This window comes from Dyadobacter sp., from assembly GCF_017744695.1.
Lineage (GTDB): Bacteria > Bacteroidota > Bacteroidia > Cytophagales > Spirosomataceae > Dyadobacter.
In genome coordinates, this window is sequence record NZ_JAGIAS010000001.1 from 1 (window position 1) to 20,455 (window position 20,455).

A 20,455-nucleotide genomic window follows, 5' to 3' on the forward strand; every position below is an offset into this window, starting at 1 on the left:
TGTATCCCTTAGAATAGAAGTTAGTATCGACATAGTTTACAGTAGCATATCCAGCAGTTGCATGGTTCCCCCAGTTGAATGCCTGAGTCCATTGTGAACTGGTATTGCCGCCTACCGACAAGCTGCCTGCGGATACAGCCCCGGAAAACGTGGCATTGCCAGTTGCGCGAGAAATGCGCAACGGCTCCCGCACGAAGGCCCCGGCATCGCTGTAACTCCATAAGGTGAAATCAGAGCCCGAATCTGAACCTGACTCGGTGCCCGCTTTCCCAAACGACCAACGTGGACCTCCTCCATTTAAAATTGAGACTCCGCGAACGTTAGAGTTTGTTGGTGTATCGGAAACAAAAATTCCACCATTGGCAGTGATGCTAATTCCGGATTCACTCAGAAGGCTATCCGTCAACGTTGTTGTCGTTGCCATTTTAGGGAGTCTACCTACCGTAGCGCTTCCTCCGATTCCTGCCGCGATCGTCCAAGACCTGTTCGCCGAAAGATCGAAGGTAGTTCCGTTAATGGTAAGCGTCCTGCTTGTCTGAACAAACGCCGATGCATGCAAATCATCAAGCATATCCGCGTTCAGATTGGGGCTCATCGTTGTGCTGACCAGTCCAAACGGCGCAATACCTGTCGGAATGTCTAACGCAAACTGTCCATTCGCCTTGAACTGAAATAACCTTTGCGGATTGGTCGGGTGTGCGTATTGAAAATTGAAATCGTCATTTGCATATCCGTAAACCCATCCCTCAGTTAATGAAGGTTTCAAAAAATATAGGGCCGCAAGTGACGTGCTATGGTATGATTCAATGTGCCTGTTCGTGCCGCCAGATTGATACCCTATCCGTATAGACTTATTCGTTATCAAATAGGTAGTATCCTCACTTAGAGAGCCAACGCCTATATTGCTGCCCGATGTCCATAACGCGTAACTATTGGTAGTTCCAGATCCTCCAACCCCTCCGGCAACCGTCCACGAGCGGTTAGCTGTCAAATCAAACGTAGTGCCGTTAATGGTTATGGTTCTTGTGGAAGGCACCGATGCATTCCACTGCGTGCTATTCCCTCCACTGGCAGTGATAGTCCCTGCGAATGTCACATTGCCGGTAGCTCGGTTGATATTCAGCGCTTCGGCTATAAATGCTCCGGCGTCGTTGAACCTATAAAAGACAAGGTCTGAACCGGCATTAGAGCCCGTTTCAAGTCCGAACTTCCCGATAGTCCACCGTAGAAGCCCGTTAGCCATATAGCCAAATCCACGCGACCCGGAGCCGCTGGCTGCAACATCCGAAATAAATTGCCCGGCTACCGTAACATTTATACCGCTTTGAGAAACGATGCTATCGCCAACCGTATTGGCACCCGTAAACATTGCAAGTTTGCCAGTCGTCCCTGAAATCTGAGTAGCCACCCATTCCCGCGAAGCCACCTGCAACCAGGCGTAATTAGTGCTCGTGTTTCTCCTACGGTAGAAAAAGGCATCCTGAACCGTTGGGTTGGCGAACGTTTGGAAAAACGATGTACTGTCAATGGCGTTGGTCGAGAAATACCCGTTCGCTGCTGCACCTGTTGGGCGGTTCGTCGCCGTTGTGGCGTATCCGTAAGCGGTCAGCGCCGAAGTATTCAGGTCGTAGGAGCTTTTCACGGGTGTAGCGAAACCATCCGCAGGATCCAGTGAAACGTAACGCTGGGTAATCCCATATTCCGCCAACGTAGTAGGGTTCGTTCCAGCTGTAACGTGACCCATCGCGTCAACGGTGACGCTACGATAGGTGCCGGCTGATACCCCAGAGTTTGGATGCACGTAGTTACTCAACCCATCCAATTTCACCTTATCAGCTGCCGACATAAACCCGGCCACTGTAATAGTTGCGTTGGCGTGGGTGTGGGTTGTATCGCTTTTCCCGTCGAGCGCGGTTTGCAGGCCGGTTACGTCCGAAATGTTATGGGTGTGGGCCATTACAGCCGGAGGAATAGCCACGCCGGAGTTATCAATTACATACTGGATGTAGCTGCTACCTACCTTGACAAACCGCACCTGGTCCGCCGCCATTGTTCCAGGCGACGGAAGAGAGGAATTGCGGTACATCTTTACTGCTCCCATTGCAATTATCTGGATTTAGCTACTTTCTGGTTTGTTCCTGGGATTGATTCGGGTGACGGCTCCGCCTCCTGGTTTTCCTCGGCCGGTTGATCCTCGGCCGGAGGCTGCACGATTTGGGAGAGAATGGCGTTCACACCGCCATGTAATAGAGAGCCGATCGTATTCACGTCGCTCATTAATTTGGCCGCTTCCTGCAAGCCATAGGCTCCCTTGCGACAGGCCTGGTCGAGCCCGTTGAATACGCTATCCAAGGCGTCCTTTTCCTTATCAAATGCCATTGATTTATCGATTTAGTGTTGATGAATTACCACTCAGTTGCTGCCCAGTTCAAGCCCGCGCCGATTGCGTCTACATAAGCTTTGGTCGTCGCATGGCCGGGTGCAGTTGGCGTACCTACCGTTACAGTGCTGAGAAACGTAGCCGCTCCGGTTGAACGAGTTATTTTGAAGGCCTCCCTTAGAAATGAACCGTTATCGGCGTAAGCCCACAGAACAAAGTCGGATCCAGCATCGGAGCCGGTTTCAAGTCCAGCTTTACCCGCACCCCAACGGGCTACCCCTCCATTTTTAAGGTTTAAGCCTCGAACGTTGGAGTTTGGTGCGAGGTCGCTCTCCAAAACTCCGGCAATTGTAATCGCTCCGGCTGTTTCCGTTGCGATACTATCGCCAATAGTACCGGCTGCGGTGAATTTGCTAAGCTTACCGGCTGTTCCTGCTATCGAGGTCGCGGATGCCGCTCCGATGTTTGTCCGGGCCTGGGCTTGCTGCGGAGCTGTCAGGGCTTGCGCTACATCCCACTTTACTGCGGTAGCATCGATCTTTTGTTGGGTTTTCAACGGAGTCATGAAACCCACATCAGAGGTTCCCGCTGTTGCCTCGGCCGTAGTCGCCCTTCTACTGTAACCTATCGTCGTTTCGGTAGCCGCTCCGAGGTTACTCTGAACAATGTTCCAGTTCGCGCCCACAGTGGCCTGACTACCAGCAGCACTGGCAACACGGCAAATCAGCATGTCTCCGTTCTCTACATCTACGCCGGAAGCTCCTCCGACTTTACCGGCTACGTTCACAATGTAAACATCGCCCACGGAAGCGGCAGGATAGTTCGGGTTTGTTGATGCGTCGATGGTGCCTTTAAATTCAAGTCCTGACGCGATGGCGGTATTGATGTTGTCGATCTGCGTTTGCAACGCAGCGTCTCCCGCCGTCACCTGACCGTAAGCCGCCGCCTGTCCCGCCGTAGTGGCATTAGGTACCAATGGCGAAGAAACGAAAGTCTTAATTCCGTCGATGGATTCGTTCACGGCTCCTGTTCTGTGAACAACCGCGTTGTCGTTCGCTTTGAGGGCGAGTGCTGCGATATCCGCATTACTCAGTGGCTTGTCTACGTCGGGCGTATTGTCCACGTTACCCAGGCCGACAGCTGCTTTATTAAGCGTCTGCCATGTTTTGTCTCCGCGCCAGTACTGCGCAGTGGTGCCGGCAGCAATAACGTTTTCTTTCAGGGCGAGCGCTGTTGTAAGCGCCGCCTCGGTTACAGCATCGATCTCACGCGCCACACCCGCCGTAGTGGTTACCCATACACGGTGTTTTGTTTCGGTGGGACCCTTTACGTAGTAGATTGCATCGGCAACCGGTGTAGCGGGTAAAGTCGCCACCTTGAAGGTTTGAACTAATGCCATTTCTTTATTTATGTTTGTTGATGAAATTCTTTATTACCACTCGGGCGCATCGCCTCCGTTCCATTCTCCTCCGCCTTCGCAATCGCAATCGGCGCAGCAATCTTTAATAGGCGGCTCTACGTCCTCGATCAATTCGAAATTGGTCTGCCATCCGTGATTAATCCCATCGACATTAATCGACATTATCACCCGGTATTCGCCCGGCTCGTCCATATAGATGGGCTGAACCGAGTTTTTGACAATTGGCCTGCCGCCTGATAACTCCCATTCTGTCCGTATCGTCTCGTAGTCATCGACGCCGGTAGTGGGTTCCGGAAAGTAAATAACGTTTCCATAGTCCTGCCAAACCCCAGATACAAGCTTTCCAACTGTTACCGAAACATATTCAAAGGGCATTCCCTCGAACGACTTTCTGCGGACGCTCCAAGTTTTGCCAGTCGCCGGCATAAGGTATTTGCGGTTGTCACGAGGCATATTGCCGTCGATCAGCGCACCTGATCCGGTGGCAATATCATCCTCGAAGAAAGCAAAGCCGCTGTAATCTTCCGGATCGAGTGCCACGCGAAAACTGAAATCAGCCTGGGCGATGCCTACTATTTTCCCGCTCTCGTCTTTGCCGATAAAAGTAACGCGGACCCGGGATGGCGCCTGGTGAATATCCCCAATTTTCAAAGATGATTTGTTCCCAAATATAAGGACTTTCCCCGAGGTTACAGGTTGCGGATACGTTGTAATTTGCGGGTAACCTGTATATTGTTGAACATCTACCTCTGCAAACGACTCCCCGCGCAGAAACTCGAATTTCGATTCCACTGAGGAGTATGACACACCTGGGCCGAACCCATTAAACACAACCGTATAATTCGAAGGCAGATCATATTCCGCGCCTTTCAGCGGGATATTTTCAGCCAAGACGTTTACGTTCGTCGTGCCCGCGGCAAATGTGGCCAGTGATAGCACCGGTAACGGCTCGGCATCCTTGGTTTCAATGGTGAATTTTTCAGTACGCTTAAAAACAGTTACACCCTCCTTTAAAAGCTCTACCGGAAATGTATATACGCCCGGTTCCAATTCGGTATCCTCATCGAGCGCATAAAACCACCAGTTGATCAAAGGGTCGATACCGGTAAGGTGCTGCGCGCCTACCTCGACGCCTTCCCGTTCAAGGGAAATGAAAATCTCGTCGAAATCAATGTCGTGGATTTCGACGCGCGCATTGGCCAGTCCAGGGTAAATAAATGAAGTGTTACCATCCGGCATAATCTCGCCTATGCGGTCGGCCCCCTTGGTCAAGTACTTGCGCATCTTGGCCAGGTATTCTTCGTCGTAGAGCGTCAGATCAAAGGTCTTCGCTTTCTGGTTTTCGCCATAAATTACCGTGATCTCAGCCCCAAACTGACCTGCCGAAGTTGTTACCCCGTCCGTGTCTATAAAAATCCTGTACGTGCCCGATTCTGCCGGATTGGTCAGTGTGAAAATTTTCAACTTTTCGACCTCTTCGCCCGTATCACCACCACCTTTTATAGTGAGGATTACCTTATCATGCCGGCCGTCGACCTCAAAACCTAAATCCCACTTTGCCGGAAGCGGGAAAGCGCCAGGCAAATCTCCGAGCACTTCCGGTCCAGGTATGCCCAATAACTCGCAGGAAATCTTGGTAGCGGGAATTACCTGCAAAATAATCTCCTCCATGCTTACCCGATTGATGGCATCCTTAATTTCAAGGATAACCGTCCTGCGCTCAATCGCGACAGGCGTACCTGTCATTGACAGCTGATCAAACACCACAGATTGGGCTGTGATCCAATCAGGCTTCCCTAAGATGCGATACGTCAGGTTGACGTGATCGGTGGTCAGGTAGTCCGTAATTAAAAAGCCTGTGGTACTCTCCTCTTTCAACGAAAAGTAAAGCACAGGAAACGGATCATACACCGGGGGCCACTCTTCGGTGAAGTCTTCGGAGGGGTCCACCACGATAGGAACAACCAAGACGTAGTCCTCACCAGACCCGCCAATCAGCTCTATATTGATTTGATAATTACCCGATTTTATCGGCCTCCCAATCCATTTGAACTGCAAAATGCCGCCTTCTGGAACAGCCTCCGGGTCCAAGTCCTCGCCGCGATAAAAAACTACCTCGCTGATCCAATCCGGATAATTCAATATTCTCGCTTCAAGCAGCTCGGGCACATGGTTAGAAAGTATCAACGCACCGATATCCAGTACCCGGTAATCCTCATCCTCAACCAACACTTCATACTCAAATGGCTCGATCGGCTCATTTAGCAGGATTTCTTCGTGCCCTTCATTCCCGGTGTTGCTCCCATTTCCAGAACTCGAAGATCCGCCACCGCCAGAATATAGCCTGTTCCCTCGTCCATTGTCCCTGGAATCAGTCAGCGTGATGACTTCATCCGCCAATGGGGTAAAGTCAAGTTCATGGATGCGGAGCGAGTAAAGCCTGTTCTTGATGTCCCAGCGCCATCCGGTAATAGTATAGAACGTATTCGGATCTTCATCAAAAAGACTCTTAACCGAGTGGGCCGGACCCGCACCTTCTCCATAAAAAGTCCCTTCAAGCACGCGACGCTTTCCACAAAGCAATCTCAGTCTCTCGCGTAAGGTTAAGTGCTGCAAGGGCTCTGGATCGCCCACAAACGAACCATTAACCATACGGCGCCATGCCTTAGTTAAATTCGCGATACCGACGGATGCGTAACCAGTCATTACCCGGAAGTCGTCACGTTTCTGGTGCGCTGTCTGGATACTGATCTTGTCCGCAACGATAGTTGTGTATTCGTACTCCTCGCCGTTACGAATGATTTTCTTTGCATCGATTTGATAGTCGTGCTCTCCCTCGAACTTGGTTTCAGTCGTGATCGAGACACTGAAATCCTCCAACCACACTGCCGGCGAGAAATTATTGCTTATCTCCGGGAAGGTTTCCTTCCCTACGCCAGTCGGATATATATTGAAATACAGCTTAGCAATCCATCCGCCCGGCCTATTCAGGTATGAGGAAATCTTCGAGCTCGTCACCTCGAAAGTCTGCAAGGGAATGTCAGCCAGTTGCAGGTATTCATCCGGATTGTGTGGCGTGTCGCCAGTTACTTTGATATTGGTGCGTTTGACAAACTTTTTTTCCTGTGTCCAGGTTCCGTTTTCGTCAAGCCAGTCAACAAATTCCCTATCCCCGTCATTCAGGCGGCAGGAAATCATCAGACGTCCGCCGTCGCGCATGCGGAAGGCCCCCGCCACTACAATCTTTATATTCGGATAGGAGTCCTTTCCGCCATCGCGATAGATGGTGATCGGTTCGGTATTGTAAATTGTGGTGTTCGCCTGAACATTGGCGTCTTTTTGATCATAGACAATATCTCCGGTAGTTTTAACCGAGCCTATCATGATAAACCGGTAAGGATCATCCGGTGTGCCGGACCCTTCATACCTCCACCCCTTTGGCTCCGGACTATTCGCCCATCCGCTCATAGCCCCCAGATTGATTCCCCAAGGATTGCCATTCGGGTTGAAAGTCCCGTTTTTGAGCAGATTTACCGCAATTCCCGGTGAAACAATATTGGTTACAACAGAATAGGGCTCCGCAAAACTTTCTTCTACGTCCGACATCGGAAACAGGTTGACGAAATCGGGAGAATCGGAAACTAAATCCTCGCTGCCGATCGTGAGAATCTGCGTAACCGTCGCTTGCTCAATAAAATCACCATTTGCCGAAAAGCGGTAAACACTAATTTGCTCGGCTTGCTGCTCTGAGACTCCCCGTATAAACCATTTCCCGTCCTGCTGCGAAATGAAAGCATTGACCGAGTTTAGTATTTCACTCAACGTGTCATACGCCGATTTTCCGCGCAACCCGTCGGTTCCAATGTACGTCTGAGATAGCGGTATGGGGTTTGCCAGGTCCGACTTTAACCCGACGCTAACATCAATATCAAGATCAAGGTGCGCCTGGGCAAGGCAATTCACAATGATGTCCATCAGGCTCAAAGTTCCCTCTACGAACTTACCGTCTTTGTCGAGAAAGTTCTGATCACGCATCAATCCAAGGCCACAGACGCCAGTCATTTGAACCGGATAAGGTTTCGGTAAAAATGGCTCTTTGCACCCTGTGAATGTCAGGTAACCCGCCCAGACAACTTCAAACGCTCCGGCAACCCATTTTTTACAAATGACTTTATACTCCTGCTCGTCAGTGATAAACAAGGCGGAAATATCAAATCCTGAATCCTGATCGGAAACCCACTCCAATTCTATCTTTTGGGACCGGACCGAAGCAAAAACATCCGAAGCAACATCATCCACCATCGATATCACAACCGGGGACAATGTCCCGTCTGTGACTTCAATGGCCTCGCCCGAATAACCCCTGCGGAGTATTTCAGTTCGGTAAAGAGTGTCTTCTAAATCGGCTGTTTCCAGAAAAAAGTTTAATCCGTATGCCATTACTACTTTAACCTGTTTAGTTTACGCTGCCCACGCTTCAATACGACAGCCAGGTCGTCAGCCGCCCATTTTGCTATAAGCACATCACTATCCTTTTTGCTGGCAACCATTGAGCCGCCGGCCGCCGTCGGAGCATTTGAGCCATTTATCAGCCCATATAAATTCCTCTGGTGGCGGGTATTCAAAATCATTTCATTTGCCGACACGTTGATCGGGATATTATCTACACCGACGGGCGCAAGGGCGCCTACGCGCGCGGTACCAGTGAAAAAGCCGCGACTTGCCTCTTTACCAGCATTATCGATCTGGGACCGGAGCACCTGAGCAGCGGCAAATGAAGCCACCGCACCAGCGATTGCCACCGCTGGGTTCATAGTTTTAATCGCTATCTGAGAAGCCTTAAATATTCCAGATGCAGTCAAAAGCGCCTCTCCAACACGATCAAACAAATCTGCCGCAATCTGGAAGAATACGTTGCCAACAGAATTCATTTCGTCGCCACCCATAGCCACGGATCCGACCATTTGTCCGACTGCCCGCGGAATGGACCGACCGGCTGCATTAAATGCCTCTGCCAACTGTTGCCCTACTGCTTCATTAATCGCCTCGGCAGACTGAGATAATTCTATCTGCTCCTTTTTGAGCTTGTCAGCCTGTATCTTTGCCGCCCAATCGATTCCAGGCAATTCATTGATTTGCTCAATGACGTGGGCGAGCTTTTCCATGGCAGTTGCCATGCTTGAAGTGTCGCTGCTGAAATGCTCGGTAACCTTATCCGTAGCAAAATTCCAGTCTACTTCTGTCCCTTTGTTGGTCAGTAATCGATTGGAAATATTAGATGATGGCCGGTTTTCATAATGTTCCCGAACATTCTTCTCTGCCTGCAATTCACCATCACGGATGCGCTCTTTTGATTCCTGTACTTCCTGCCTGGCAATCTCATCCAGTGCCCGCTTCCTTTCGCCGGCTAAACGTTTCTCGTTAGCAATCCGCTTCTTGTTTTCCTTCTCTGCGGCCTCGGCGCGGGTCTTTTCCAGTTCTGCTTGAAGACCCAGAGAGTTCGATGTGCCAATGTAAAACTGACTGCCCTTGATTTCCCCTGAAATAGGGAAATTCGGCATTGATGGCTTCTTGTTCTGGTTATTTGCGTATTCCAGGTACGGCGCCATCATCTCGGACGGTTCAGTAACCCGCGGAAGCTTCCCTTCTATGAACGGAAGAAGGTTGGTCGCTTTCTCGACTCCGCCAATTAAAGTATTCAGATACTTCGCTGACGCAGTGCCGACCGCATAACCGGTAGTCCCAATCGCTCCGTATGCCTTGTTTACCTTTCCCAAAACGTCCAAAAAGCCTCCGGCATCCTCTGTCAGCTTTGTCAATACAGATTCTGCACCGGAAGTCTCGAATAGCCCATTCAGTAGTAAGGTTAACTTCGAATAGGCGTATTCAAACGCCTCTCCAAGATCATGCGCCTCTTTTTGCGGGATATCGCCCAATGAGCGCTCAAACTCGGCCGCCAAAGCGGGAAGCACCTGGGCTACCGCCCGGTCACTGGATTTAAGCAGCTCATTTAATTCCGCATCGGAAGCGCCAATACCCTTTGCTACTTTGAGAAACGACTCGTATAGCCGCTTGTCCAATTCATTGGTAAGGCCTTTTGAGTCCACTGTACCCTCCTTCATCTTGTCGATGAAGGCCGCAAATCGATCGGTCGTGTCCGAAACAGAAAATCCGGTCTTGCTGGCTACGTTCGTCAAGCTATTGAACATGTCGACCGTAGGCTGCCCCTCATTCGCTGTGCCGCGCGTTTCCCGGGTAAGCATGTTATAGCCCTCGGCAAGACCAAATATGCTTTTCTTGTTCCTGTCGGCAATCTCGGTCAGCGCTTCGAGATTTCTTTGGTAGTTATCGGAGGTCCCACTGGATATGCGCAGGGATTTTGTGAAATTATCAACCTGCTTGTTTGCGCCATATACCGCGGTTGCAACCGCTATTCCAGCGGTCACAAAGGCACCGCCCATCACTGTCGAAACCTGTGCCATGACGTCGCCGTACTTCTCGGCCACACTTGAAGCTTTCTTGGTTTCCTGCGCGGTTTTATTTACCTGCTGCTGGGCTCGCTCGTTGCCCTTCTCAAAGTCGGCAAGGTCAGCCCTGTATTTGAATACTAATTCCGGTTCTTCCATGATCAACGTTTAGCTTTTCGCTTTCTCGCCTCTTCGAGCAATTCCTTGAATTCGGCATTTCTGGCGGCTTTCCTCGCTGCTTTTTCCTCAGGCGACATTTCGCGCTCTTCTGCCGCTTGTTGCTGTGATTCATAGGGCAGTGGCCACAGTTTTTGCTCTGTCCTGGTGTGTTTTGCGTGGATATTATGAAGAAGGGTATATAGTTTGCGGATCGGCCTTACAGCGTCATTATTCCGCACTATATACCCCCAATACTCTGCCGAAAGCTCGAATAATGTTTTATCGTAGAATTCCTGATAAGTCAGACCAAGCTCACCCATAGCTATGGATCGCCAGTCTTCCCATGTCATTGCCTTTTTTTTTGCCGGCCGCCTCCGCCGGCTCCCATTTCCGAAACGGAAACAGGGCCGCCATTAATAATGGAGTTGTACAGGGATTCCATTACCCGGCTGGCGGTTTCCGACCTTGGCCCACCGATTTCGTCGACCCAATCAAATGCCTCTGAAATCTGGTAAAATGGCTGTCCCGCTCTATGCCTCATGTGGTTTGCGCCTGCCCATAGAGCACAGGCAAGGCATTTCAATGAATTCACAGGAATAGGAAACCGCTTACCATCTTTCTCTACCACATCGAAAATAGACCCGATTTCATGAACCTTTACGCCGTATTCGTCGCAAAAAAGACTCAAAGCGCCCGATCCCATCTTTATGGGTATTACTTCGCCCTGGACTGTTATTTCCGTGTATCCGATTAGTTTATTGACTTCCATAAGAGGGGTTTGATTAAGCGATTGTTTCGATATCCAGAGCGCCATTACCTTCACCCTCAGCCGTCCATTCGCAGACTCCCTCATGAGGCGTTGAAAGGCTAAAATCCATTACCTTGGCATTTCCAGTCAGCATTTCGTCGCCGACATCATCGGTGCCCATTTCCAAGGATAATTGGGTACGGTTGAGAATAAAACCGAGTATTGACTTTGCTCTGGCCTCATTCATGCCCTCAACCCAATCCAGCACACCAGACATGCTAAATGTCCATGAGCGAAGTCCGTACAAGTTCCGCTTCCATCCACCTGCATCACGGGTTGTTGTGTCCAGTAATTCAGATGAGACATTTAAGGAAAGGTTACGGGTGCCCGCAATCAATTTCTTAGGACTTCCGGCGAGGTACGCCTTAAATTCCGATCCGTTAAATTCCATTTGTTGATGAAGTTATTTTTGAAAAACGATATGCTCTATTGTGATAAACTTTTGGTATTTGCTCTCCTTGCCATTCCACTCGTCCCGGTCTCGCATTTCCAGCATTTTTGCGCTGATTATGTTGAGCCCTGGTGCTTGAATTCCACTTTTACCAGGCTCAGGCATCACCCGGGCAAACAATTCATCCGCAATTGCGTCGGCAAGGTCCATGTTTCCAAAGTCGCCGGGAAAGCTGGTATGAACTTCTAAGTCAACAGTGGCGGTACAGTCAAATGCATCCTTTGTGTTCTCATCGAAAGCAGTCAGCGACAATAGCCGGATGAATGGCTTGCTTTTTGAGTAAGCTGCGCGCATATGGACAAATGGCACTGTATGTCCCTCTATCACCATGTTGTTCAGCAAATCGAAGTATGCCTTCCCAATCGGGCGCGCGACATTTCTCTTACTCATGTTATAATGGCCGCAGGCCTTTCATTCTTTCTACAAACCGTTTTCCTTCCTGGCGGTAGCTGGGTATGAGAAAAGGATGCTCTCGCATCGTACCTTTCCCGTTCACAAAAAACTGCCATGCAAGTACCTCGTATTCGTAAGGAAGCGTCTTAACGTACTTTTTTGCATGGTCCCCGGTGCCGAACTCCAAATAGGCCGCAAAGTGATCTTTCTGGGTATTCCCTGCGAAAACCTGCGCAGAAATATTCTCCTTGTCATGGGTATAGTTGATGCTTTGGGCAACTGCACGTATGTCGGCAGAAGTAACCGCATCGTCATCATCGTGAGGCTGGCATCGCTGACGTGCTAAGCCGGCCGCCCGCATCGCCGCGCCAATCACCTCTTTGTTCGCCTGGGCAATCATTCGCTTGTTCCACTTGTTTAAAGTGGATACAAATGCTTCAACGCCACCTACCTCTATTTTCACTCTTCGTCCGTTTGCGTAATCGTAAATGTCTGGGTCCGGTTTCGCGTATCCGGCTGCATAATATTGCTGATCAAAAACTTGGCTCCCTTCCAGAGTAGCTTCATATCCGGTTTAACGGCGTGCTCCTCTGAATACCTGATCAAAACCCTGTAAGGCTGGATGATCGTCATTTGCCCATCCTCAACCGTTGTAACCGGTTTCATAGGGACGATTTCAGCCTTGGTTTCAAAAGCCGTCACGAATGCACCATTATCGCCGCCGCGGTCCGTTTCAGTCCTGTTTAAGGATTGAAACTCAACCCGGTCTCGCAGTCTTCCTGGGTTTATGCCGCCCATGTTATCCGTTTGTGGCTCGCCACCGTTTTCATCCAGTTGTTAGCAAAAAGCTGATAACCGCCGCGCCCCGAAAGGTCCAGTCCTGTACGCTGCTCAAAATTGTCTGTCGCAAGCTTCATAATCGCAAGCTGGATATCTTCGTCTACCTCTGCCATGCCCGCCTCGTACATCAATATCGTGGGCATTGCGCGGCCTGCCTTGATTCGGGCAAATCCTGGTACCATACCTTCGATCGTATGCGTGGCGTCCTCGCCGGCGGCATCCTTCACGCTGGTAACTGATATCACCGGGCCATATGGGATTTCTACCGAGGTAAGTTCTTCCCAGCGGGCGGTGATGGTAGAGGTCACGAGCGAAACGCTCAAAAACTTCTCTACCTGCTTGCGGGCTGCCTTTAACAAGAATTGTAACAGCGTATCGTGATCAGAGAAATCTATTTCAAGGTGAGCTTTATACATAGCAAGATCGACCGGCTCTTCGCCGGTTTCGATCCTGCTGTATGTAAAACCACGTGTCACCATCTGAGAGCCTTGGGTTAGACGTTTTTCTCTTCTTTGGTGACCACAGGCTTACCTTTTCCTTTGGTTGCTTTCTTGGCCTCAACTGCGGCTTTTAACGACTCCGCAAGATTGTCAAGTAATTCTGTTGATGGCGGATTGGCAACCGTTTCCTTTTGGGAATCCTCGTCATTGGCGCTGGTAGATGAATCTGAACCACCCAAGTCTCCGTCGTCCTCAGCGGCCTGTACAAAGCCTTTTGCGGCGAGTTCCTCGCCACGCTCGACAGTCAAAATGAGCTGCTCGTCTACTTTGCGCAGCACGTAGCCATTCTGAGCATCGTGAAACCGGTTAACCACCTTGTAAGTTTTCATTTTCGATCTTGTTGATGAAGTACAGTATTTCCATTCAGGAGAGTTAGAAAGGATGCCTTCGCAGTGGAAGGCATCCTTTTAATGAACGTTGAGCAATTATGCCGCAGGCGCTACCTGGGTGAAATCGATCTTCTTGACTGCTTTCGCGCGCTTCATTTGCAAAGTCTCGCGAGCCTCCAAACGGATTGTCACAAGGTTTTCAGTGAAGTTGTTGGCATCCTCATAGGCGAAGGCAATTGAAAGCGCTTCACGCACACGGATCTGCATAGTTTCAGCACTGAAACCACCGACAAAACCCTCATTGAGGCGCACGGCAGTGCTCATGTTGATTGGCACACCAGCGATAGACATTGGCTGCTGCTGGTCAGGTACAAACAACATCGGGAAATTATATTGACCGGTTGTGGTTTTGTATTTCAGTAGCTGGCAATAGGTCGACGGCCGCAGCAAAACAGAGTTCGGATCTTCATCCGCATCAAGCAGCTCGAAAATAGGATTGAGGATAGCCTCGTAGTAATTCGGCATATCGCCAGTGAACAACGCAGCATACTCATTAATGCCTTTGATATCATTCGAGCCGCCAACACCATAAAGGAACTTCGCGTCCTCAACTTTCATGAAGCGCTCTGTGCCCTCAGAAAGGAGCGATTGGGTAAGGAAGGTAACGTCGGCAATCTCCTGCTTTGAAACGCGGTAGAAACCCGCGATTGTGCGAGGGATCAAGTCAACCATTTCGTATTCTTCCTCGATCTGTTGCTTTCTATCTCCCTGGTTTACCTGGATGTCGATCTCGCCTTCACCATGGCCTTTATGCTGTTGATAGCGGATTGCATCACCAGACATGGGCAGAATAGGAATAACCGAACGCATGTGTACCTTGCGGCGTGGGCTGGTTACCAATTGCTGATCAAAGTCAGGATTAAACGGGACAGCAAGGCCAGAGGCTGCGTCTGTGAAGTTGGCGTTAGTAATGGTTCCTGCCGCTTTAATCAAACCGCGCTGACCCATATCCCAAACGATTTTTTTACTCGCGTTGCGGTCGCCGAAATCAACACCCTCCAAGCCCTTGGTCAAAGTCTTTTCCAGACCCGACGCATAGCTTTCAATAACTTCCTTGCCGAAGTCAGGGCGGTTCAATTTCACGATAACATCTTCAACCTTATCGCCAAGTTCTTTGATCTTGTCGGGGTTATCTTTGACCTGGTTCCAGAGCGTGTCCAGTTCCTTAACTTTTTCCAGGGCAGTAGCATTCGACGTGGCTTTGTCTTCCAAGGCTTTCATGCGGATGTTAATCGCATCGCCGATCTCCTGGATCTTTTTTAATTCTTCGCTATCAGACATTGTGATGAAGTGATTTTTGGAAAATTTCAGAATAACTAAAAGTCGGCTTATTCTTGTCTTCCGGCTGCTGAGTGGATTTGCCCGGCTCAGGAGTGGATTTAAAAAACTCACCAAGTTCTTTGTATAATGGCTCCAACTCCATGAATTTTTCATCGGAGTATTTGCCGGTTTTAAATGCTTTTACCAGTACCTCGAAAGTTTCCTGCAAGTCGGACAGCGACTTTACGCTTACCAGCGGCGTCCATTGATTCGCGCCCCATGCCTGCATCGAAGAGCCTTCCCACATGAACACCTCGGTAATGATGTTCGAGTTGTCTGCCTTGGAAAATGACTGCTTTACCGCCTTGCCACGGAAGGAGTGTTCTTTAATCAACTTGTCCTCGCACATCAAAAGAAAATCACGCCCATTGGTGTGACGTCCTGCTTTCGAAACATACCTTAGCCCGAAGTGGTCCTCTTCCAAAGATTGCGGCTCTGCCACTGATTTTGTCTTGTCGTGGTCGAGCAAATGGCGGATACGTTGTGTGCCGGTTGGCCCGTTCTCGGCAATGGTTTTTTGCCAGGCTCCTTTACGGATGATATCGCCGTCATTATCCTTGAAATCAAAGGACGAAAAATAGCCGGTAATGATGCCTTTCGAAACATCAATATCGGTGATAGACTGGTCTATGCTCTTTAACAGGTCCATTAAATACAGTGGATTTTCTTGCTAATCGCAAATATTAGCAACCAAACATGTCAAACTTTAACCGCTTGTCTATATACGTATTAAAAAATTGGTTCTTTTGGGAAAATATCTTCGTGATCGTCAGCTGGAAGGTATGCGACGCAGCATCGGCAGTTGCAGCACTCCTTTGCTCCGCCGGCCGGATCGCCCGGATGATCCATCAATGCATCCCCAACTTTAAACTTTTCTTCGAAGCCTATCGGGTCGGCATTCTTCCAGTGAGTATCCCGCACGCGTGCATCCCTGGTATCGATCCACACCTTTACGAGTTTGAGTCCTGTCTCGATGGCCTGCTGCTTTGCAGCCACGTTGGCCACATAGGTAGCCTCCGTTCTTGCGATCAGGCGCGCGCGGGCTTCGCTGAACTTACCGCCCATTTCGTCATGAATCCTGCGAGCCATGGCCGAAGGGCGGACTTCCTCTTTTACAGCACGCCCCAGGACCGCACGGAGCTTCTTTTTTAAAGTGTTGGCAATGCTGGTGACACGACTGGCAACCTCCGAGCTATAAACCAGGTTCTTTAATCGTTGCAACCAGGCAGGATTAAAGAAGCCCGCGCCAAAGCCAGCATCCGCAGGATCAACAGCCACCCGGTTTACATCGATCGGCGGCAATCCGCGGTCTTTTCGTTTACGTTTTTTGAATTCAGCCTCTGCCCATGCCTTGTGCATAGTGCCGACGTAGTAATAGAATTCGACAAATCCCTGTTCGATGAACGCGCGGCTGATCAGCACATCAACAGAAGCCAGCGCCGCCGCTGCACCCTGCTCGGTAGCCAGGGAGATAACCGGCTTTAACGTTTCCGCTACGACACGACGAAAGTGCACAACACCGTTGCGCTCATACTTTGCATTCTGACGGGCATATTTCCGCCAGTAGTCGTGCCGTTGTTGATTATCCATTATTATTATTCAAATCCTCGTCGTAGCTCGCATCCGGATTGCCGCGGAAGCTTTCCAGTCCGAGGTCGTCCAGAATCTTCTTACCGCTGTTAACGAGGGTTTTGTTATCGTTCTCGCCATTACCCTCTCCCCATCCCATGGCTTCACGGAACTCATTTGCTGAAAGTGGAACCAGGTCAAGCCATTTTGCTTTTTCCGCGCTATCTTCCTGCAATTCTGCGAAATGGTCGTAATTCACGGCAATAGCCAACTTGCCCGAGTCATCATATGAGGGCAGATACCACGTATTCAATGCGTCGACCATTGCTTCAAGCTCTGGTACTACCGCGTCTGTAAAACTGGATTTCCTTGCCTCAGCGACGTTATTAAATGTCGACTGGTCCGACCATCCAAATATCTCCGGCTTTACGTGATAGGCTGCGCAAAAGTCTTTTTTGGTGACAGACTGAGATTCGAGCAAGCCAAGGTCCTGCGGGGAAAAACCAATACGGAGAGAACCCAATGGTACGTCATTAATCAGGATGTTTCCTTGCTTTGCCTCATTAACCTTCTGGTTCCACGCGTCCCGGGTTTGCTGGAAAGTATCGTAATCGATCACCGCATGTTCCGGCAATGCCTGCGGGAAAACGATATCACGAATACCTTTCTGCGCATAAATTTCGGCTTCGGTCTTTGTCCCCTCATTATGCTTTTGAAGGATGGCACGCAGCGCATGCAGGCGGGATAGTCCATAAAGGAACTGAGTTTCAGTTGTGTAGATTGGCGAAAAATTGCGGAGGCTATACACATTGGCTGCATCGATCTTCACTTCTGGGTTAGTTTTTAGAAACCACTTTCCTACCGGCTGAGTCATACCACCAGATTCGGCAACCATGTGGTGTGCAGGAGGCAAATAGATTTCACGGATCTTTCCGGTAGTCGGGTCGTTTGCGCTGCCAGCACGCACACCCATCCAATGACCAGCGCCTATCTGGTCTTTGTAAAGGACTGTACCGTATGCAAATTCCGCCCACGGCATCATAGGATTGGGTCGGTCGAATATCCGGGTAATCTCTGGGCGGTCGACCTCAACAAGTGCGCTTTTGTGCAGAACCCGGACCGTGTCCATTGCTTCGGGAGTAGCAAACTTCAACAGATTCCGCATCTGCTTGTAAAGCTTTTTGTCACGGACCTCATAAAGAATAAAAGGTGCCATTGCCACCTTTTGGCACTTCCAGTCTTGGATAGTAAAAATGGCGTGATTGCTGAGGAAGCCTTTATCCAATAGCTCTTCCCCGTTGGTATTGTACATAATAACCTGCCCGTTTGGCTGCCACTTTAAAAGCATCTCCATAGGGCGGTTCGCAGATACCGAGGAGGTCACTCGAATAGAGTCCTGCTTCTGCTTGAAAACATCAAATACTCCCATTGTTTTATAATTTTTAGCCTCCTCGGCCACCGACCACTTTTATACTTAATGTACTGTATACCACATATCTAGCCGCATCTATGAGGTGATTCCAGGCATCAATAGGTGTTTTTGATTTCTTATCGTGCCACACGTAATTATTGAGCTCCTTAATCAGATTAAGGCTTGAAGGGTCAACTATCAATTCGTAATCGAGCATCATCGCAATGCCTGCCGTCAAACTTCCCGGCGGCTTCAACGCCTCTCTTATGTTTACCCCACCCTCCCTTACTTCTACAATCAACCGAGGCTCCGCACTGTCGGCATAAATAAGGGCGCCATTAGTGAGCTGCTTGTTCTTCGCAATGATCTGGCTGGTTTTGAGTCCAGGCTCGTACAGCAGCTCTTTGAGAAATATCTTCTTCCTCGATTTATCAATGGCGACTTTCACCAAGGTGGTCGGGTCGACACTAAAACCATAATCCTGACCATAAAGCGGCACTCCAATTTCCTCAAACTTCCCGATCGACCAGTTTTCGAATACAACTCCCTCCGCTTTGCCCAACCAGCCACCGTCAACAACGTGGTGGTAATACTTGGCCTTCTTTACTATGATTGGATCACAATCGGCCTTTTGGTCATCCGAAAGGGCTTTGTACACCTCATGCGCCCTGCGCTTATCCTCGAAGTCGTTCCAGTTCGCATCGTCGATGTATTCGCGTTCCAGGTCCAGATAAGACGAATGGATGTAAAGCACATCGTCCTTAATACCATTGAAACCATCCGGAACACCGCGCCCCTCGTAAAACTCCTCGTGTATCCAGTGCTCTTTTGTTGCCGGATTGAGGATGATAATGGAGATATTCCTTACATCCAGTGCCCTGATTGACTTTGTAATCTTGTCCCAGCTTTTAAAGTCTGGCATCTCCTCGGCCTCATCCAGGATGAAAACCGAAAAGTCTTTCAAGGATTTGAGGTTTGCCGTCTGGTTACCCGAACTTGTCTTTATCCCTTTGAATACGATCTTGCTCTTATTCGTTGCTCCATCGATCCGGTCCTTTTTTACCACAAAGGCCTGCGGACAATTCAGGATGCCAATCTTTTCCTCGAATTCAGGTATGATAGAATCCTGGGCGGCGGTGAGCGTGTAGCGGGTGTACAGTATCCTATGGTTGAAATCCTTTGCCGCAATGCACGACCACATACCCACAGCAAATGACTTTTGCGAATACCGGCCGCCGGTGATGATCACCTTATTGACCTTCGATAGGTCACTGCCGGGTTTCGCTGTCAGCCACTGAAAAAGAGGAGCATATTTTTTACTCAGTTTTATCTGCGTCGCCATGGGAACCATCTCCGAAAACAATCTCGGTTTTCTCGATCGGCAGGCCGTTCGAGGTGTGATCGATCGTTTTCTTATCGATCAGCTTACCATGCATTTGCAGCACCGTTTTTACCGCATCCTTCGCGTCGTGGATCTCGATCTCAGTGTGCACCTCAGTAATCGGAACATCGTCGCCGTAGGTCTTTCGGGTTTGCTTCACCTTTTTGATCAGGTGTAGGTTCTGTTGAGCCGGGAGACTGGAAAGATCTAGCGAAACATAACCATCATCACCCAACACCAAAAAAGGGGTAAAATTACCCCTCGCAAAGTCCGAAATACGCATCAGCGCTTCATTTGCCGACATGGAGAATTCCTTCACTCTCGCATCGATGGCATTTTTTATGTTAAGTTTTCCTAAGTTCTGGCTCCCAATGACACTAGCTGACCGCTCAGAATAACCAGCACGGATGCATGCAGCGGAGGCATTGAAATCTCTGGTATACTCCTCGACAAACCGCTGCTGCTTCAACGTCAGCTTACTGGACTCAGACGCGGCGCCCTGCGACCGGCTTCGCGCCGTCTTTTTCCGGGTTTTCTTTTTTAGGGCCATCGGCAATTAACTTAGAGCAAACGATCACGGCGAAGGACAGGGCAACCAGGCAATTCACCGCCGGCACAAACATTGTATACGTTAAAACCCTGACGAAAACATCTTTCAGGTCTTCACTCAGGATCATCAAAAGAAGGGCTATGAAGCCTGCGGAAATCGTATAGGAAATTCCCAGGCAAAAAATAGTTGCTGCTTCCATCAGGCTATTCTGGTCATTTTGCGAACTGCGAAAAACTTGTCGACAAGAATCACGCTGCCGTCTTGTTTGGTAATAAACATCGTGGATTCCCCCTCTGTCGTTGCCTCCTCAGCCACGCAACGAACCTCGACCATAAACCGGTCGCCTGGCTCCGCATCGTTCAAAGTATCGATCTGATCTTGTGACATACGTTGAAGTATTAAAGCAATAAAGAGCGG

At 49.6% G+C, this 20,455-nt stretch carries 21 protein-coding genes; all 21 read right to left on the minus strand.

Annotated elements, in window-relative coordinates:
* Nucleotides 1–2,101 (minus strand): hypothetical protein (locus J7619_RS00005; protein WP_291192615.1); only part of this gene is annotated, 2,101 nt, incomplete at its 3' end.
* A 5-nt stretch (nucleotides 2,102–2,106) separates the two neighbouring features.
* The gene (locus J7619_RS00010; protein ID WP_291192617.1) at nucleotides 2,107–2,379 is read right to left on the minus strand and encodes a hypothetical protein; all 273 of its coding nucleotides are present in this window, start codon (nucleotides 2,377–2,379) and stop codon (nucleotides 2,107–2,109) included.
* Nucleotides 2,380–2,405: 26 nt separating this feature from the next.
* Nucleotides 2,406–3,779: a hypothetical protein gene (locus tag J7619_RS00015; RefSeq protein WP_291192619.1), complete on the minus strand. Its 1,374-nt coding sequence runs from the start codon at nucleotides 3,777–3,779 to the stop codon at nucleotides 2,406–2,408.
* A gap of 33 nt (nucleotides 3,780–3,812) precedes the next feature.
* Nucleotides 3,813–8,240 (minus strand): hypothetical protein, encoded by a 4,428-nt coding sequence (locus J7619_RS00020; protein ID WP_291192621.1) that lies wholly within the window; start codon nucleotides 8,238–8,240, stop codon nucleotides 3,813–3,815.
* Between the two features lie 2 nt (nucleotides 8,241–8,242).
* Entirely contained in the window at nucleotides 8,243–10,426 is a 2,184-nt protein-coding gene (locus J7619_RS00025) for a tape measure protein (protein WP_291192623.1), read from the minus strand.
* 2 nt (nucleotides 10,427–10,428) lie between these two features.
* Complete coding sequence (locus J7619_RS00030; RefSeq protein WP_291192625.1) at nucleotides 10,429–10,776, minus strand: hypothetical protein; 348 nt, start codon at nucleotides 10,774–10,776, stop codon at nucleotides 10,429–10,431.
* On the minus strand, nucleotides 10,773–11,195 hold the full coding sequence (locus J7619_RS00035; RefSeq protein WP_291192627.1) for a hypothetical protein: 423 nt from the start codon (nucleotides 11,193–11,195) through the stop codon (nucleotides 10,773–10,775). The genes J7619_RS00030 and J7619_RS00035 overlap by 4 nt, the downstream gene beginning before the upstream one ends.
* Before the next feature lie 13 nt (nucleotides 11,196–11,208).
* Nucleotides 11,209–11,625 (minus strand): phage tail tube protein, encoded by a 417-nt coding sequence (locus tag J7619_RS00040; protein WP_291192629.1) that lies wholly within the window; start codon nucleotides 11,623–11,625, stop codon nucleotides 11,209–11,211.
* 12 nt (nucleotides 11,626–11,637) lie between these two features.
* On the minus strand, nucleotides 11,638–12,075 hold the full coding sequence (locus J7619_RS00045; RefSeq protein WP_291192631.1) for a hypothetical protein: 438 nt from the start codon (nucleotides 12,073–12,075) through the stop codon (nucleotides 11,638–11,640).
* A 1-nt stretch (nucleotide 12,076) separates the two neighbouring features.
* Nucleotides 12,077–12,541 (minus strand): hypothetical protein, encoded by a 465-nt coding sequence (locus J7619_RS00050; RefSeq protein ID WP_291192634.1) that lies wholly within the window; start codon nucleotides 12,539–12,541, stop codon nucleotides 12,077–12,079.
* Nucleotides 12,538–12,876: a phage head closure protein gene (locus J7619_RS00055; RefSeq protein ID WP_291192636.1), complete on the minus strand. Its 339-nt coding sequence runs from the start codon at nucleotides 12,874–12,876 to the stop codon at nucleotides 12,538–12,540. Before J7619_RS00055 ends, J7619_RS00050 begins: the two co-directional genes overlap by 4 nt.
* On the minus strand, nucleotides 12,864–13,397 hold the full coding sequence (locus J7619_RS00060; protein ID WP_291192638.1) for a phage head-tail connector protein: 534 nt from the start codon (nucleotides 13,395–13,397) through the stop codon (nucleotides 12,864–12,866). The genes J7619_RS00055 and J7619_RS00060 overlap by 13 nt, the downstream gene beginning before the upstream one ends.
* A 14-nt stretch (nucleotides 13,398–13,411) precedes the next feature.
* Nucleotides 13,412–13,747: a hypothetical protein gene (locus J7619_RS00065; RefSeq protein ID WP_291192640.1), complete on the minus strand. Its 336-nt coding sequence runs from the start codon at nucleotides 13,745–13,747 to the stop codon at nucleotides 13,412–13,414.
* A 96-nt stretch (nucleotides 13,748–13,843) separates the two neighbouring features.
* The gene (locus J7619_RS00070; RefSeq protein ID WP_291192642.1) at nucleotides 13,844–15,088 is read right to left on the minus strand and encodes a phage major capsid protein; all 1,245 of its coding nucleotides are present in this window, start codon (nucleotides 15,086–15,088) and stop codon (nucleotides 13,844–13,846) included.
* Nucleotides 15,081–15,776 carry an HK97 family phage prohead protease gene (locus tag J7619_RS00075; protein ID WP_291192644.1) on the minus strand — a complete coding sequence of 232 codons (696 nt, stop codon included), beginning with the start codon at nucleotides 15,774–15,776 and terminating at the stop codon, nucleotides 15,081–15,083. The genes J7619_RS00070 and J7619_RS00075 overlap by 8 nt, the downstream gene beginning before the upstream one ends.
* An 80-nt stretch (nucleotides 15,777–15,856) precedes the next feature.
* Nucleotides 15,857–16,717, minus strand: coding sequence for a phage minor head protein (locus J7619_RS00080; protein WP_291192646.1), 861 nt, complete (start codon nucleotides 16,715–16,717; stop codon nucleotides 15,857–15,859).
* Nucleotides 16,710–18,125 carry a phage portal protein gene (locus tag J7619_RS00085; RefSeq protein ID WP_291192648.1) on the minus strand — a complete coding sequence of 472 codons (1,416 nt, stop codon included), beginning with the start codon at nucleotides 18,123–18,125 and terminating at the stop codon, nucleotides 16,710–16,712. The genes J7619_RS00080 and J7619_RS00085 overlap by 8 nt, the downstream gene beginning before the upstream one ends.
* 13 nt (nucleotides 18,126–18,138) lie before the next feature.
* Nucleotides 18,139–19,449 carry a PBSX family phage terminase large subunit gene (locus tag J7619_RS00090; protein ID WP_291192650.1) on the minus strand — a complete coding sequence of 437 codons (1,311 nt, stop codon included), beginning with the start codon at nucleotides 19,447–19,449 and terminating at the stop codon, nucleotides 18,139–18,141.
* Nucleotides 19,424–20,038: a terminase small subunit gene (locus J7619_RS00095; protein ID WP_291192652.1), complete on the minus strand. Its 615-nt coding sequence runs from the start codon at nucleotides 20,036–20,038 to the stop codon at nucleotides 19,424–19,426. Before J7619_RS00095 ends, J7619_RS00090 begins: the two co-directional genes overlap by 26 nt.
* Complete coding sequence (locus J7619_RS00100; protein WP_291192654.1) at nucleotides 19,974–20,237, minus strand: hypothetical protein; 264 nt, start codon at nucleotides 20,235–20,237, stop codon at nucleotides 19,974–19,976. Before J7619_RS00100 ends, J7619_RS00095 begins: the two co-directional genes overlap by 65 nt.
* Nucleotides 20,237–20,425, minus strand: a complete 189-nt coding sequence (locus tag J7619_RS00105) for a hypothetical protein (RefSeq protein ID WP_291192656.1) — start codon at nucleotides 20,423–20,425, stop codon at nucleotides 20,237–20,239. The genes J7619_RS00100 and J7619_RS00105 overlap by 1 nt, the downstream gene beginning before the upstream one ends.
* Nucleotides 20,426–20,455: the final 30 nt, after the last annotated feature.